General features: G+C 64.1%; 15 protein-coding genes. 12 read left to right on the forward strand and 3 right to left on the reverse strand.

The features are described 5' to 3' along the window. On the forward strand, positions 1–837 hold the full coding sequence (locus ASD07_RS14185) for an HDOD domain-containing protein (RefSeq protein ID WP_055931107.1): 837 nt from the start codon (positions 1–3) through the stop codon (positions 835–837). Here the strand turns inward: ASD07_RS14185 and ASD07_RS14190 are convergent. Next, positions 826–1725, reverse strand: a complete 900-nt coding sequence (locus ASD07_RS14190; RefSeq protein ID WP_055931110.1) for a LysR substrate-binding domain-containing protein — start codon at positions 1723–1725, stop codon at positions 826–828. The genes ASD07_RS14185 and ASD07_RS14190 overlap by 12 nt on opposite strands. A gap of 88 nt (positions 1726–1813) precedes the next feature. On the opposite strand from ASD07_RS14190, the gene ASD07_RS14195 reads away from it, so the two are divergent. Further along, positions 1814–2578, forward strand: a complete 765-nt coding sequence (locus tag ASD07_RS14195; RefSeq protein WP_055931113.1) for a sulfite exporter TauE/SafE family protein — start codon at positions 1814–1816, stop codon at positions 2576–2578. A gap of 187 nt (positions 2579–2765) precedes the next feature. Here the strand turns inward: ASD07_RS14195 and ASD07_RS14200 are convergent, their stop codons facing one another. Beyond that, positions 2766–3275 carry a GAF domain-containing protein gene (locus tag ASD07_RS14200; RefSeq protein ID WP_082507308.1) on the reverse strand — a complete coding sequence of 170 codons (510 nt, stop codon included), beginning with the start codon at positions 3273–3275 and terminating at the stop codon, positions 2766–2768. A gap of 63 nt (positions 3276–3338) precedes the next feature. Between ASD07_RS14200 and ASD07_RS14205 the strand changes: the two genes are divergently transcribed. The 7 genes from ASD07_RS14205 to ASD07_RS14235 all read left to right on the forward strand — a co-directional run bounded on the left by ASD07_RS14205 (position 3339) and on the right by ASD07_RS14235 (position 11332). Beyond that, positions 3339–4763: an ATP-dependent DNA helicase RecQ gene (locus ASD07_RS14205; protein WP_082507309.1), complete on the forward strand. Its 1425-nt coding sequence runs from the start codon at positions 3339–3341 to the stop codon at positions 4761–4763. Positions 4764–4765: 2 nt separating this feature from the next. Next, a complete protein-coding gene (locus tag ASD07_RS14210; protein WP_055931119.1) occupies positions 4766–5788 on the forward strand; it encodes a ligase-associated DNA damage response exonuclease in 1023 nt (340 codons plus the stop codon). Beyond that, positions 5781–7415, forward strand: a complete 1635-nt coding sequence (locus ASD07_RS14215; RefSeq protein ID WP_055931123.1) for an ATP-dependent DNA ligase — start codon at positions 5781–5783, stop codon at positions 7413–7415. The genes ASD07_RS14210 and ASD07_RS14215 overlap by 8 nt, the downstream gene beginning before the upstream one ends. After that, complete coding sequence (locus ASD07_RS14220; protein WP_082507310.1) at positions 7412–9943, forward strand: ligase-associated DNA damage response DEXH box helicase; 2532 nt, start codon at positions 7412–7414, stop codon at positions 9941–9943. The genes ASD07_RS14215 and ASD07_RS14220 overlap by 4 nt, the downstream gene beginning before the upstream one ends. Further along, on the forward strand, positions 9940–10596 hold the full coding sequence (gene pdeM / locus ASD07_RS14225) for a ligase-associated DNA damage response endonuclease PdeM (RefSeq protein ID WP_055931126.1): 657 nt from the start codon (positions 9940–9942) through the stop codon (positions 10594–10596). The genes ASD07_RS14220 and pdeM overlap by 4 nt, the downstream gene beginning before the upstream one ends. Positions 10597–10725: 129 nt before the next feature. Then, positions 10726–11070 (forward strand): KGG domain-containing protein, encoded by a 345-nt coding sequence (locus ASD07_RS14230; protein ID WP_055931129.1) that lies wholly within the window; start codon positions 10726–10728, stop codon positions 11068–11070. Between the two features lie 25 nt (positions 11071–11095). Next, complete coding sequence (locus ASD07_RS14235; protein WP_055931132.1) at positions 11096–11332, forward strand: hypothetical protein; 237 nt, start codon at positions 11096–11098, stop codon at positions 11330–11332. 55 nt (positions 11333–11387) lie between these two features. On the opposite strand, the gene ASD07_RS14240 is transcribed toward ASD07_RS14235, so the two are convergent. Further along, positions 11388–13679 (reverse strand): catecholate siderophore receptor Fiu, encoded by a 2292-nt coding sequence (locus ASD07_RS14240; RefSeq protein ID WP_200953796.1) that lies wholly within the window; start codon positions 13677–13679, stop codon positions 11388–11390. 170 nt (positions 13680–13849) lie between these two features. Here ASD07_RS14240 and ASD07_RS14245 point away from each other — a divergent pair, with 170 nt between their 5' ends. The 3 genes from ASD07_RS14245 to ASD07_RS14255 are packed head-to-tail and all read left to right on the forward strand — an operon-like array spanning position 13850 to position 15860. Then, positions 13850–14497 (forward strand): PepSY-associated TM helix domain-containing protein, encoded by a 648-nt coding sequence (locus ASD07_RS14245; protein WP_055931136.1) that lies wholly within the window; start codon positions 13850–13852, stop codon positions 14495–14497. A 10-nt stretch (positions 14498–14507) separates the two neighbouring features. Beyond that, on the forward strand, positions 14508–15023 hold the full coding sequence (locus tag ASD07_RS14250; RefSeq protein ID WP_055931139.1) for a DUF2271 domain-containing protein: 516 nt from the start codon (positions 14508–14510) through the stop codon (positions 15021–15023). A 9-nt stretch (positions 15024–15032) separates the two neighbouring features. After that, positions 15033–15860, forward strand: a complete 828-nt coding sequence (locus ASD07_RS14255) for a DUF4198 domain-containing protein (RefSeq protein ID WP_055931142.1) — start codon at positions 15033–15035, stop codon at positions 15858–15860. Positions 15861–15863 lie beyond the last annotated feature (3 nt).

Genomic DNA, 15863 nt, shown 5'->3' on the forward strand with positions numbered 1-15863 from the left:
ATGGAAAAGCTCAGGGACCTTGCCACCATTATCTCGGAAGTGCAGCGTGGGGAACTGGTATTCCCCACCAGCGTCAATGCCGCACTGGCATTGCAGCTTGCATTGGCTGACCCTGATTGCCACGACGATGAAATAGCGCGCAAGGTGCTGGGCGAACCGGTCCTGGCAGCGCGTGCCGTTGCGCTGGCCAATGCCGCCGTGTTCCGGCGCCATGGCGCTGCGGCGATCACCAGCGCGCGCGCCGCGGTGATGCGGCTTGGCTACCGCAACCTGTATTCGCTGGCGGCCGCCATGGTGGTGCGCCAGTTCGGCGCCCGTATCCGCGATGCGCAACTGCGCGAGCATGCCGATCAATTATGGAAGTACTCTGCCCACGTGGCAGCCATCGCTTACCAGGTGGCGCGCCATATCACCGGCACCGATCCCGATACCGCGCTGTTCGCCGGCATCGTGCATGAAGCCGGCAATTTCTTCCTGTTGTCGCAAGCCGACCAGGTGCCCGGCTTGCTGGATGAAATGGGCCCGCGCCTGGGGCCGGTGCAGGAAATCGTGGCGCGCGCAGTACTGCGCAGGCTCGAAGTGCCGGAAGCGGTTGGCGCTGCCATCATGACGCTGCGCGATGGCGCCATCAGCCTGCCGCCATCCGGCCTGCGCGATACGCTGCTGCTGGCGCGCCACCTGTGCCCCGTGCTGTCGCCGCTGCCTGCGCCGCAGGACGACTACCTGGTGCGGCGCTCCGATATCGTGCAATGCCTGGAAAACTTCCCGGACCTTGCCGCACTGCTCGACCTGGCTGCCGCCGAGGCGCGCTCGATGGGCGTAGCGCTACTGGCCTGAGGCAGCAGGCGGAGCATCTTCCAGCAATTGTTCGGCCAGCAGGCTGGCGTGCGGCGTCAGCACTGCAAAGTCGCGCGCACACAGGTAGAGCCGGCGCGTCGCCCAGGTTTCAGCCAGCGGCGCGATGGCCAGGTCGCGCCGCAGCTGGCGCGCCACTGCGCCGGACATGATCGATATGCCGATGCCCGCTTCGACGTGCATTGCCACATGGTCGATGCTGCGCAGCAGGATGCGGTAGTCGAGCTGGTGGCCCAGGCGCGAGGCGCGTTCCCCAAGGTGCGTTTCGAGTGCGGTATCGGCGATGCCGACGATCGGTTCGCCCAGGATATCGGCAAACGTTACGGCGGTTTTCTGCGCCAAGCGGTGTGCATGGCTGGCCACTACCACCAGCTGGTCGCTGGCGATCAGGTGCGTCTGGAGCGGACCGAAATCGGTGATGTCCGCCACGATGCCGAGGTCGGCGCGCCGGTCCACCAAGGACTGGACGATCTCTGCGCTGGGGCGCTCCAGCAGGTCGATCGACAGGTCGCGATAGGCGGCCAGGAAGCGGCACAGGTGCGGCGGCAGGAAGGCCGCCAGGGCAGCGGAATTCGACAGCAGGCGGATGCGCCCCTTCAGGCCGGTAGCATAGGTGCGCAGTTCGCCGCGCATCTGCTCAACCTGGCCCAGGATCGAGCGTGCATGGCGCAGCAGGGCTTCGCCGGCCGCCGTGGCGCGCACGCCGCGCCGGTTGCGCTCAAGCAGCGGCGCCCCCAATGCTGCCTCCATGCCGGCTATGCGCTCGCTGACCGATGCCAGCGCAAGGTGCATGGTGCGCGCGCCCTGGGTCAGGCTGCCGCATTCCACGACGGTGAGGAAAAGCCGCATATCGGTCAGGTCGAAGCGCATCTATGGTCTCCAGCATTCGGAATTTCCGAAGTGTAGCACCGGAATTGCCAGATTGCGGGACTGTGGCCTGGCGACTAACATCGCTGGCATGGACTCAATGATTCTGACTTTTTCCGCAGGCTTGCTGGCCGGGGCGATGAACGCGCTGGCTGGGGGCGGATCTTTCGTCAGCCTGCCGGCGCTGATCGCGGTCGGGGTGCCACCGGTTCAGGCGAATGCTTCCAGTACGGTAGCCTTGTTTCCGGGCGGCCTGGCCAGTGCCTGGGCCTACCGCGATGGCTTGCGGCCCGTTGGCGGGGTGCCGCTGCGTTTTTTGCTGGTGACTACACTGTGCGGCGGCCTGGCTGGCGCCTGGCTGTTGCTGCGGACTTCATCGACGGCTTTCACCTTTGCGCTGCCATGGCTGCTGCTGGCGGCGTCGATTGCGCTGGCCTTCGGGCGGCGCCTTGGCGAAGCCTTGCGCGCACGCTTTCAGGTGAGGTCGCCGGCTGTGCTGCTGGTCCAGTTCTTCCTGGGCGTGTACGGCGGCTATTTTGGCGGTGCGGTCGGGATCATGATGATGGCGACGTGGGGTTTGATCGACAAGCGCGACCTGAAGGATTTGAATGCGCCGCGCACCTTGCTGGTCAGTGCAGCCAATGCGGTGGCGGTGCTGGCGTTCAGCATGGCGGATGCGGTGCACTGGCCGGTGACGCTGGCGATGCTGGCCGGCGCCGTGGCCGGCGGCTACGGCGGCGCAAAGTTGGGGCGCCGCACGCCGCCCAAGGTGATCCGCGCCATCACGCTGGTCGCGACATCCTGTATCACGCTGGTGTTTTTCTGGAAGACTTACTTCGGAGGGAATCATGCTTAACGCATTGCTGGAAACAATCGGGACACTTGGTGTCCTGATCAGTATCGCAGTCAAGGTCCGCGCAAGCTTGCCTAAGGCTCAAAAGCGACATCGAGCAGCTCATCAACAGTGAACGGCAGCGCCGCCGCGAAGCCTGGCGCTGGCACTTGCCCCAGTCAAGCGCGAGCGGGGCAAGATGTGAGGCAGGTCAGGTGCGGGATTGTTCAAGGATGCGGACCAGCGATTCGATGCCTTCGGCGTCGACCGCATCGAAGCGTCCTGGCAGTGGGCTGTCGAGGTCGAATACGCCGATCACCGCGCCATCCTTGCCGAAAATCGGCACCACCAGTTCCGAGCGCGAGGCGGCATCGCAAGCGATATGGCCAGGGAAGGCATGCACGTCTTCCACCACGCTGGTCGCGCGCTTTTCAACGGTGCTGCCGCATACGCCGCGGCCCTTCTTGATGCGGATGCAGGCCGGCTTGCCCTGGAACGGGCCGAGCACCAGTTCATCCGGGCCCTGCATGAAATAGAAGCCCGCCCAGTTCAAGCCCGGCATGGTGTTGAACACCAGCGAGCTGGCATTGGCCGTGTTGGCGATCCAGTCATGTTCGCCGTGCACCAGGCCGCCCAGTTGCGAGCGCAAGTCTTGATACATGGCGCGCTTGGCTTCGGGAGTATCGGTGCTGTAGGTATTTTCGCTGAGGGAGAAAGACATTTGCCGCTCGGTATGTTACTTAGGACGCCGACATGTTACCAGCAATCGCGCTAAGTTGCGGGCATGGCTACTCATCCTCAAATCCACCGGCTGTTGCGCGAGGTGTTCGGCGTCGAGCGCCTGCGCGCCGGCCAGCAACAAGTGATCGACAGCGTGCTGGCGGGCCACGACACGCTTGCCATCATGCCAACCGGAAGCGGCAAGTCGCTGTGCTACCAGATCCCGGCGTCAATATTGAAGGGCAGTACCGTGGTGGTATCGCCCCTGATTTCGCTGATGAAAGACCAGGCGGAGAAGCTCGACGGCATTGGCATTGAAGCCGCACAGCTCAACAGCAAAATACCGGCCGGGCAACAGCAGGAGGCACTGCAGGGTTTGCAGGATAATGAAGACCGCATCGTGTTCTGCACGCCGGAGCGGCTGGCGACGCCGGAGTTCATGTCCCTGCTGCACCAGGCCGATATCGGTCTGGTGGTGGTCGACGAAGCCCACTGCATCTCGCGCTGGGGCCACGATTTCCGTCCCGCCTATCTCGATATCGGGGCTGCGCTCGACGCGCTGGGCCGCCCGCCGGTGCTGGCGCTGACTGCTACTGCTACCGATGAAGTGGTGGACGATATCCGCCGCCAGCTCGGCGCGCCGCAGATGCGCGTGGTGAACACCGGCATCTACCGGCCGAACCTGCACCTGGCGGTGCGCCAGGTCACCAATTCCGATGAGCGCGCGGCCGAGTCGCTGCGCCTGGTGCGCGAGACAGGCGGCAGCGGCATCGTCTACACTGCCACCGTCAAGGCCGCGCAGGATATGCTGGCGGCGCTCGAGGAGGCCGGCGAAAGCGTGGCGCTCTACCACGGCAAACTGCATGCGGGCGAGCGCCACCAGAACCAGGAGCTGTTCATGTCCGGCGCGCGCCGCGTGATGGTGGCAACCAACGCCTTCGGCATGGGCATCGACAAGCCCGACATCCGCTTCGTGATCCACCTGCAGGTGCCGGCCAGCCTGGAAGCCTACTACCAGGAGGCGGGGCGGGCTGGACGCGACAGCGGAGCCGCTGACTGCACGCTGTTGTACTTCCACGAGGATAAGCGCGTGCAGCAGTTCTTCCTGGCGCGCAGCTATCCCGACGCGGCCCTGCTTCGCGCAGCGTACCAGGCAACTTCCAGCGGCGAACGGCCGCGCGACAATCGCAGCCAGGTCGCGCTCAAGCTGTTGAAGGAAGGCGGCTGGCTGAAACAGGACCGCAAGCTGCAGTACCGGCTGGCCGGCGCCGCGCCGCGCCCGGTCGACTTCGAACGGCTGGCGGAGCGCTATCGCGAAAAGCAGGAGCATGACCGCGAAGCGCTGGCGCAAATGGTGTCGTACGCCCAGAGCGGATATTGCCGCTGGAAGCTCCTGCTCGACTACTTCGGCGACGAATCCACCGGCATCGAGCGCTGCGGTACTTGCGACAACTGCAGGTCGCCGCCGACAATCGGCACAGGAGCGTGATCATGGCGGACATGGTAGTGGTACGCAAGGAAGGCCTTTTCTGCGTACCCGGCGGCTTTTACATCGACCCCTGGCGGCCAGTGGAACGCGCTGTGATCACGCACGGCCATGGCGACCATGCACGGCCCGGCCATGCGCATTACCTGTGCGCCGCGCCGGGGGCTGGCATACTGCGTGCCCGGCTTGGCGATATCAATGTGCAGGCCATGGCTTACGGCGAGGCGCTCGAGCACAATGGCGTGCGTATTTCGCTGCACCCGGCCGGGCATGTCCTCGGCTCGGCACAAGTGCGCATGGAATACCAGGGCGAGGTGTGGGTTGCCTCCGGCGACTACAAAGTGGAACCCGATGCTACCTGCACGCCATTCGAAGCAGTGCGCTGCCACTGCTTCATCACCGAGTCGACCTTCGGCCTGCCGATCTACCGCTGGCAGCCGCAGCAGGCAATCTTCGACGATATGAATGCCTGGTGGCGCCGCAATGCGCAGGAGGAGCGCTGCAGCGTCATGCTGTGCTACGCGTTCGGCAAGGCGCAGCGCATCCTCAGCGGGCTCGATCCATCGATTGGCCCAATTGTCTGCCATGGCGCGGTGGAACCGCTGAACCGGATTTATCGCGAAGGAGGCGTTGCGCTGCCGCCAACCGTCATGGTGAGCGATGTGGACAAGGCCGCGCTGCGCCAGGCGCTGGTACTGGCGCCGCCCTCGGCTGCCGGATCTCCGTGGATACGGCGCTTCGGCGATTTGAGCGACGCCTTTGCCAGCGGCTGGATGCAATTGCGCGGCGCGCGCCGGCGGCGGGCGGTGGACCGGGGTTTCGTCCTGTCCGACCATGCCGACTGGCCCGGCCTGATGCAAGCAATCCGTGCGACAGGAGCGCAGCGTGTAATTGTCACGCACGGTTCGATTCCCGTCATGGTGCGCTGGCTGTGCCAGAACGGCTACGATGCCAAGGCCTTCGATACCGAATACGGCGACGAGGAGGCGGGGGCGGCAGGGGCGACAGCGGAGGCGGGCGATGCGTGAGTTTGCGCGCCTGTATGCGGAACTGGACGAAACCACGTCCACCAATCGCAAGCTGGAAGCACTGCAGGCTTATTTCAGCAAGGCCGCGCCGGAAAATGCGGCATGGGCCGTTTATTTCCTGGCCGGCGGCAAGCCGCGGCAGGCGGTCCCGGTCAAGCTGCTGCGCCAGTATGCGACGGCGTATGCCGGACTGGACGAATGGCTGTTCGATGAATGCTACAACGCGGTCGGCGACCTGGCGGAGACGATCGCCCATATCCTGCCAGCGCCCAAGCGGGAAAGCGATGTTGGCCTGGCGCAGTGGATCGAACAGCGTATCGCCCCTTTGCGCGGCGCAGCTCCGGACGAGGTGCGGGCGGCCTTGTTCCGCTATTGGGATGAACTCGAGACGCGCGAACGCTTCCTCCTCGTCAAATTGATTGGCGGCGGCTTCCGTGTCGGCGTATCGCGCCTATTGGTTACGCGTGCGCTCAGTGCCATCGCAGCGGTGGACAGCAAGCTTGTCGCGCAGCGCCTGATGGGTTGGACCGATGGCCGGGTGCGGCCCACGGCGCAAGGCTTCCTGCAATTGATTGCGGCGCCCTCGGCGACTGAACATGCGGAGCGCGGCGGGCAACCGTATCCGTTTTTCCTGGCGCACGCCTTACAGGGCGATCCCGCCGCGCTGGGGGAGCTGGCCGACTGGCAGGTCGAGTGGAAATACGATGGCATGCGTGCGCAGCTGGTATCGCGGGCCGGGCTGAATTTCCTGTGGTCGCGCGGCGAAGACTTGATTACCGAGCGCTTCCCCGAGCTGGTGTCCATCCGCCTGCCGCAGGGAACGGTGATCGATGGCGAAATCCTGGTCTGGCCACAAGGCGATGCACCCGCGCCGTTCGCGGCACTGCAAAAACGCATTGGCCGCAAGCTGCTGGGCGCGAAACTGCTGGCCGAGTTACCGGCGGTGCTGGTGGCCTATGATTTGCTCGAGCTGGATGGCGTTGACATCCGCCAGTTGCCGCAACACGAGCGGCGTGCCTTGCTGGAGCGATTGGTAGGGCAGGCAGGACAGCCGCAACTGCGGCTGTCGCCGCTGGTGCTGGCGGAAGACTGGGCGCAGCTGGCGCAGGTCCGGACCGAGTCGCGCGCGCGCGGCGTGGAGGGCATGATGCTTAAAGCGCGGGGCGCGCAGTACGGCGTTGGGCGCACCAAGGACGTGGGTACGTGGTGGAAGTGGAAGATCGATCCCTTCAGCGTTGATGCGGTGCTGGTCTATGCGCAAGCGGGGCATGGAAGGCGCGCTTCGCTGTACACCGATTACACGTTTGCGGTGTGGGATAGCGACGCGGATGGCGAACGCAAGCTGGTACCGTTTGCCAAGGCCTATTCCGGCTTGACCGATGCGGAGATAGCGCAGGTGGATAATGCGGTGCGCCGCACCACCATTGAGCGTTTCGGGCCGGTTCGCAGCGTGAAGCCGACCATGGTATTCGAGATCGGCTTCGAAGGCATTGCACTGTCGCCGCGCCACAAGTCGGGGATCGCGGTGCGTTTTCCACGCATTTTGCGGCGGCGCGATGACAAGGCGGTTGAAGACGCCGATACGCTCGATACCTTGCGCGGTTTGCTGGTGCAGGCGCCGCCATGAGCCCGGCTTTCCCCCGGCCACGCCCCTTGCCGTCTCGCCAGCCGCCTGCCGGGCCGGCGCCGGCGCCGGTGCGGGTGCGGGTGCTTGCCGCCGGCGCGCCTGCCGGACCTTCGCGCGAGGCGGTGGAAACATGGTTCGCGGCGCGCGGCTGGTCAATTTTCCCCTTCCAGCGCGAGGTATGGGATGCTGCCGGGCGCGGCGCATCCGGCCTGCTGCACGCAACGACCGGCTCGGGCAAGACACTGGCTGTCTGGCTCGCGGCCTTGCAGCGTGCGAAAGCCAGCCGCAAGCCGGGCTTGCGCATGCTCTGGGTCACGCCCATGCGCGCACTCGCTGCGGACACCTTGCGCGCATTGCAGTCCTCGGCCGCCGACTTGCAGCCAGGCTGGCAGATTGAATCCCGCACCGGCGACACCGACAGCGCAACGCGAGCCAGGCAAGCGCGCATCCTGCCGCACGCACTGGTGACGACCCCGGAAAGCCTCACCGTCCTGCTTAGCCGCCCTGAGGCGCAGGAGCTGTTTGCGAATCTCGACATGCTGGTAGTCGACGAATGGCATGAGCTGATGGGAAACAAGCGCGGTGTGCAAACGCAGCTCGCGCTGGCCCGGCTGCGCAACTGGCAGCCAGCGCTGGTGGTGTGGGGCCTCTCGGCCACCCTCGGCAACCTGCAGCAGGCGCGCGAGGTGCTGGCGCCGCAAGGCGTGATTGTCGAAGGCCATCTGCGCAAGGAGCTGCTGATCGATACCCTGGTGCCCGAGCATCCATCGCGCTTCCCCTGGGCCGGGCACCTTGGCATCCAGATGCTGGAACCGGTGGCGAACGAGATCGCCCGGCACGCCAGTACCCTGGTGTTCTGCAACACCCGCTCCCAGGCGGAATTGTGGTACCAGAACCTGCTCGCGGCACGGCCGGAGTGGGCCGGCCTGATTGCCCTGCACCATGGCTCGCTCGACAAGGAAGTACGCGAATGGGTCGAGCAGGGCCTGAAACAGGGCAGGCTGAAAGCGGTGGTGTGCACCTCGAGCCTTGACCTGGGTGTCGACTTCCTGCCCGTCGAAAGGGTGCTGCAGATCGGCAGCGCGAAAGGCATTGCGCGCCTGCTGCAGCGCGCCGGCCGTTCGGGACACGCGCCTGGCCGCACGTCGCGCATCACGCTGGTGCCAACCCATAGCCTGGAGCTGCTGGAAGCCGCCGGCGCTATCGAAGGCGTGCGCGAACGTCACATTGAGCCACGCCTGCCGCCGGAAAAACCGCTGGACGTACTGGTGCAGCACCTGGTCACGGTGGCCGTGGGAGGCGGCTTTCGCAGCGAGGAACTGCTGGCCGAGGTGCGCACAGCATGGTCCTACCGCGCGCTAAGCGGGGAGGAATGGCAATGGGCGCTGGACTTCGTGGCGCGCGGCGGGCAAAGCCTGTCGGCCTATCCCGAATACCGCCGCGTGCTGCCGGACGAGGGAGGCATTTACCGCGTGCCCGACGCTGCCATCGCGCGCCGCCACCGCATGGGCATCGGCACCATTGTTTCGGAAGCGACGGTGCAGGTGAAATATATGAATGGGTCCGCGCTTGGCAGCGTGGAGGAGGGCTTTATCGCGCGGCTGGCCAAGGGCGACCACTTCCTGTTCGGCGGACGTATCCTCGAATTCGTGCGCATGCATGAAATGACAGCGTTCGTGCGCCGGGCCACCGGCGCCAAGGGGGCGGTGCCGCGCTGGCAGGGCGGCAAGATGCCGCTGTCGTCCGAACTGGCCCGTGCCGCGCTGGAGCAGTTGCGGCGTGCCACTGAAGGGCGCTACGACGGTCCGGAAATGCAGGCCATCCGGCCGCTGCTGGAAATCCAGCAGCGCTGGTCGGCGCTGCCCACGCCTGACGCGACTGTGATCGAGGCCATGGAAAGCAGGGAAGGGCATCATCTGTTCGTCTATCCCTTTGCCGGACGTTCGGTACACATCGGGCTGGCCTCCCTGCTGGCCTTCCGTATTGCGCGCACACTGCCCGCCACATTTTCGATTGCCGTCAACGACTACGGCTTTGAATTGCTGGCGCCGCAAGCGATGCCGTGGCGCGAGGCGCTGGTCGATGGCGATGCTTTCAGCAGCGAACAGTTGCTGGAGGACGTATTGGCGAGCCTGAATGCCAGCGAACTGTCGCAACGCCGCTTTCGCGAAATTGCGCGCATCGCGGGCCTGATTTTCCAGGGCTATCCGGGGCAGCCGAAAAGCAACCGGCAGCTGCAGGCTTCCTCTTCCTTGTTCTTTGAAGTCTTCCGCAAGCACGATGCCGGCAACCTGCTGCTGACACAAGCCCAGCGCGAGGTGCTCGAACAGGAGCTTGAACTGGGGCGCCTGCGCGCCACGCTGGATGATCTACAGCGGCGCCGGGCCAGCTTCCACCAGGTGCCGCGCGCCACGCCGTTCGGCTTTGCACTGATGGTTGAACGCTTCCGCGAAAAGCTGACGACGGAAAGGCTGTCCGACCGGGTGGCCCGTATGTTGCGCGAACTCGAAAAGGCGGCCGGCCCATGAATGCCGTTGCAGCAGAACTGGCGGGCGAGCAGGTGCTGCTGTTGCCGCAAAAGGCCTTGTACTGGCCCGCCGCCAGGACCCTGATGGTAGCCGACATCCATTTCGGCAAGGCCGCCAGCTTCCGCGCTTTGGGCGTGCCGGTACCGCGCGGGACCACCAGTGAAAACCTTGCATCGCTCGAAACGTTGGTAACTGCTTATGACACGCGGCGTCTCGTCTTTCTCGGCGACTTCCTGCATTCGAAGGCGGCACAGGCAACGGCAACATTGCAGGCCATGCTAGATTGGCGCGGGCGGCATCGGGAGCTGGAGTTGCTGCTGGTGCGCGGCAACCATGACTGGCACGCGGGCGACCCGTCCACCTTATTGGATGTGGCCGTGGTCGAGGAACCGTTTGCCTGCGGTCCTTTCGCCTTGTGCCACCACCCCGACGTCGCTGGCGAAGGCTACGTCATCGCCGGCCATGTGCATCCCGTGTTTCACCTGCGCACTGGGCGCGAGTCGCTGCGCCTGCCTTGCTTTCTGCTTGGCACTACGCGGACTATCCTGCCGGCCTTTGGCGCCTTTACTGGCGGGCATTCTTTAATTCCGCAAGCCAGCGATAAAGTCTACCTGGTTGCGGATGGATTGATTTTCCAGATTGAAAAAAGGTAGGCGATATCCTACATTTGTCGCGCTGAACGTCCTATATTACCTGTACAGTGCTTGCACTAACATGAGTTCTCCCGCGCCTACGGTAAGGGGCGGGGGTCTTTTCCACCGAACCAAGCAGGGGGACGAATCATGGCTTCGAACAATCCAGGCGACAAACGCGGCAACCGGCAGGATAGTCCTGCCGGCAGCAAGCAAAGTGCACGTGGCTTTGCCTCCATGGACCCACAGCGCCAGCGGGAAATTGCTTCCGAAGGCGGCCGCGCAGCCCACCAGAAGGGCACGGCGCACGAGTTCACTTCCGAGGAAGCACGCCGCGCCGGCAGCATGAGCCACAAGAACGATGGTAACCGCCAGAGCGGTTCGCGCGGCAATGCCAGCCGCAGCGAACAGCAGCCCAGCGAGGGCCAGCAGGAAGTCGGCAAGGACTACCAGCAGGACTACCAGGGCAACAAGCAAGGTGGCGACAAGTATTAGTTTCAATAAAAGTAAGGAGGCCAGCATGGGTAGGCCTGACAAACCCAGTAAGGACACGGAGAACCAGCAAAACTTTGTGCTGGTCGATACAGAGCATCCGGAGATCGCCAACACCGCGGTTCCGGAAGGCCAGATCCGCCGCGCCGACCGACCTTTGCCCGGCAACCGGCAAAGCGCTACGGAAAGCGGTTCGCGGCAGGGCGGTAGTGAGCTGGGCACCGAAGGCGGTGCGCCGGGGCCGGATGCAAGTTCCGGCGTTTGAATAGAAAAGGCGGGCCAGTTCTGCACTGGCCCGCCTTTTTATTACGCCAACTTCCTTAGAACATGAAATTCGCGGTCACTTGCGCGTAGCGCGGTGCGCCGAGAGTAGCGCGTGCGCCGCTGTTGTTCAGCGTGTTGACGTAGAACTTGTCGAACACGTTGTACAGGTTCAGCTGCAGGGCCACGTTCTTGTTCAGCTTGTACGAAGCCATGGCATCGACCACCGTGTAATGCGGAATCGAGGGCATATTGGTTTCGCTTGCCAGTTTGCTCGCATCGACCAGGCGTTCCTGCTTGCCCATGTAGCGTGCGCCGCCGCCGATGGTCAGTTTGTCGTCGAACTTGTACGTGGTCCACATGGTGGCCGAGACTTTCGGCGACCAGCGGCTTGCCGCACCTGGTGCGCTGGTTGCGTTGCCGGTCAGGCCTTCCTTGATTTCGGTATCCATGGTGGCGATGCCCGCGGTCACGCTCCAGTTCCGGCTGATCTGGCCGACCGCGCCCAGTTCAATACCCTGCACTTCGCGCTTGCCCAGTTGCGAGTAGGTGTTGGTTGCCGCGTCGACCAGTTGCGGGAACTCGTTCTTGTTGACGGTGCGGTACAGGGCTGCCGTCAGTGCCAGCTGCTTCTGGATCACGTCCCATTTGGTACCCAGTTCCACGTTGGTGGTCTTTTGCGGGTCGAGCGCGGAGTTATTGATGCTGTTCGAGGTTTGCGAAGACAGCGAGAAGTTGGCGCTGCCTGGCGGCGTTTTCGAGTTGGCGAAGGCGAGGTAGATGCTGCCATCCGCGGCAGGCTTGTACAGCAGGCCGAGTTTGAAGCTGGCCAGCGTGTCCGATTTCTCGACGTGCGACGGGGTCAGCACGTTGCTGACGAGGGCGGCGCCACTGGTGGTGGTGGAGTAGTGCTCGAAACGTGCGCCGCCATTCACCTGCCATTGCTCGTTCAGCTTGACCGTATCAAACAGGTAGGCTGCTACGGTGTCGGTCTTGCCATCGGTGAAAACACCGTTCAGTGCGGGCTTGAAGTTCACCAGAGCGTCATTCGGGTTTGGATGGTACAGATTGGCTGGCGGACCCGCGGTGGAGCCGTTCGCCGGGTTGGCCATGGTGCCCAGGCCGGCACGCGTCGGCGTGAACTGTTCTTCATGCAGCAGTTCCAGGCCGGTCGACAGGGTGTGCTGCAAGCCGCCCAGCGTGAATTCGCTGACGACATTGGTGGTGTTGGCCAGAATCTTGTTGTCCTGCAGGACGCTCTGGCGCGTGCGCGCGATGCTCCAGTCGGCGTAGTTCGTGCCTTTGGCGCTGATCGCGTTGATGCCGCTCAGGATGCGGTCCATCTTCGACTTGCCGTAGCGGGTGGTATTGGTCAGGGTGGTTTTCGGCGCCAGCTCGTGTTCGATCCTGGCGGTGATCATGTCGGCATCGACTTTCTCGTAGTCGCCGTTCAGGCCGTACCAGTTGTTGCGGTCGACGCGCGGCGCGGCCAGCAGCGCAGCATTGTTGCTGGTGGTCTTGAGGTCGTTCCAGAAGCCTTCCACGCCGACGCTCGGGATGCCGCCGTCAGGCACGTTGTCCTGGCGGATGTGCTGCGAGAACAGGTAGACGCGGGTAGGCGTGCCGAGGCCCCAGGCGACCGATGGCGCGATGGCTTTGCTCTCGCGGTCCAGGGCGCGGCTGCCTTTCATGCTGCCGTCCGAGACCAGCGCGTTCAAACGCATGGCACCACTGCTGCCGAAGGCGCGCGATACGTCGGCGCTCAGGCGCTTGACGCCGCCCTGGGTGAAGCTGAGGGTGGCGCCGGTGGCGTCTTCGCGGGTGGGCAGCTTGGAGACCAGGTTGATGTAGCCGCCGGCGCCACCGCGGCCGATATCGGCGCCTGCCGGGCCCTTGGCCACTTCGATTTGCTCAACGTTGAACGCTTCGCGGGTGACCGCGCCGAGGTCGCGGATGCCGTCGACGAAGACGTTGCCCTGGGCGGCGAAGCCGCGCATCTGGAAAGTATCGCCGGCGCTGGTGTTGCCGTTCTCGCCCAGCTGCAGGGTGATGCCCGGGGTATTGCGCAGGGCCTCGACGATGGAGGAGGCGCCTTGTTCCTGGATCAGCTCCTTCCTGATCACGGAAATGGTCTGCGGCGTATCCACCAGCGGTGCGGTCAGCTTCGGCGAAGACGCGCGGTCGGCCTTGTAGGCGACGTCGGCGGCGGCTTCGACCTTGACTTCGGCCATGGTCTTTTCTTGTGCCTGGGCCTGAACCGAAAATGGCAGGCCGATGGCGGCCATGGCGAGCAGGGATTGGTTCAGCAGCGGCTGGGCGGCCAGCGTGTGCTTACGGCTACGGATGGTCAAAATTCTCTCCAGATTTGATGCAGTTGATGTCTTCCGGCTGGCTGCATCCGTCAAACTGGAGGTGGCTGGCTGTTACGGGTATGTAAAGCAATGTAAATGATAACGATTCTCAATTGCATTAGCAAGTCTGGTGCATTATTATCTGGTATTCACTTATGGAAAGTCAGCACTTGAGCAGTCCAGAAATAGAGGCAAATCGCCAGGCCAAACGCGCTGTTTGGCTCAAGCTCCTGCACGAATGGCATTGGGTCAGTTCGGCCATGTGCCTGCTCGGCATGTTCCTGTTCGCGATTACCGGCATCACGCTGAACCACGCCAGCCAGATCGAAGCCAAGCCGACCGTGGTGCGCAAGCAGGCCACGGCGCCCGGAACACTGCTGGGCGAGCTGCATGCCTTCGCCGAAAAGCACGATGGCGAAAAAGCGCCGCTGCCGGAAGCGGGCGAGCGCTGGCTGCGCGAGACCTGGTCGCTCAAAGCCGGCGGGCGCGAAGCCGAATGGTCGGCCGACGAGGTCTACCTGCCGCTGCCGAAGGCGGGCGGTGATGCCTGGGTGCGCATCGGCCTGGAAGACGGCGCGGCGGAATTCGAGAACACCGACCGCGGCTGGATTTCCTGGCTTAACGACGTGCACAAGGGCCGCAATACCGGCACGGCCTGGAACTGGTTCATCGATATTTTTGCCGCGGCCTGCCTGGTGTTCTGCATTACCGGCTTGCTGATCCTGAAATTCCATGCGGCCAAGCGGCCGTTTACCTGGCCGATGGTGGGCCTCGGCGTTGTCATTCCATGTGTTATCGCTTTGCTCTACATTCACTAAGGACTTCTGTATGAAACTTCGTTATTCCATCGCCGTCGGCTTGCCGCTGGTGAGCGCGTCCGCGATGGCGGCCGACCTGACGCTGAAATTCGATATCCCGCAACTGAACGTGGCCGAATACCACCGCCCTTACGTGGCGGCCTGGCTGGAGAATGCGGACCAGAAGGTGGTTGCCAACCTGGCGGTGCTGTATGACGTGAAGAAGAAGGACAATGCCGGCACCAAGTGGCTGAAGGATATGCGCCAATGGTGGCGCAAAGCCGGCCGCGACGTGGAAATGCCGATGGACGGCGTGAGCGGCGCCACCCGCGCGCCAGGCGAAGTCTCGCTGGGCTTCCCGGTGGCGAAAGATGCGCTGAACAAGCTCCCGGCCGGCAATTACCAGCTGGTGGTCGAAGCTGCGCGCGAAGCGGGGGGGCGCGAGCTGGTGAAAGTGCCGCTGGCGTGGCCGCCGAAATCGGCGCAGTCCTTCTCCGCCAAGGGCAAGGAAGAACTGGGCGACGTAACCGTGCAAGTCAAACCTTAAGGACCCGCCATGAAGCTGAGCAAAACCCTGATCGCGCTGGCATTGGCCGGCGCTGCCTTCAGCGCCCAGGCGCACAAGGCATGGCTGCTGCCGTCGTCGTCGCTGGTCGATGGCAAGGAGCCGTGGGTGACCGTGGACGCCGCCATTTCGGAAGGCCTGTTCGATATCGACCACGTGCCGCTGAAGCTGGACGGCATTGCCATCACCGGCCCGGATGGCGCCAAAGTCGACATGCAGAACGCGCTGACCGGCCGCCTGCGTTCGACCTTTGACGTGAAAATGGCCAAGCCTGGCACCTACAAGATCGCGCTGGTAGGCCAGTCTGTCATGGCCAGCTGGAAGGTCAATGGCGAGGTAAAGCGCTGGCGCGGCAACGAGGCGGAAATGGCGGCTAATGTACCGGCCAATGCGGAAGAGCTGAATGTATCGCGCACGGCCAGCCGCCTGGAGACCTTCGTCAGCGCCATCAAAACCGATGAAGCCGTGTTCAAGCCGACCGGAGTCGGCCTGGAACTGGTGCCGGTGACGCACCCGAACGATATGCGCGCGGGCGAGGAAGCGAAGTGGAAGTTCCTGTTGGACGGCAAACCGGCCGCCAACCAGGCCTTCAGCCTGATTCCTGGCGGCGTGCGTTATCGCGGCACGCTGGGCGAGATCCGCTTGTCGACCGATGCCAAGGGCGAGATCGCGTTCAAGATCCCTGAAGCGGGCATGTACCTGGTTTCCAGCAGCTGGCCTGCAGCTGCTGCGCCGCAGCCGGGCCAGCAAGCGGGCCCGCGCCAGATGCCGCCACGCCGCGTGACGTACGCAGCGACGGTGGAAGTACTGCCGCAGTAAGCA

It is taken from the genome of Duganella sp. Root336D2, from assembly GCF_001425005.1.
In the GTDB taxonomy this organism is placed as follows: Bacteria; Pseudomonadota; Gammaproteobacteria; order Burkholderiales; family Burkholderiaceae_D; genus Rugamonas.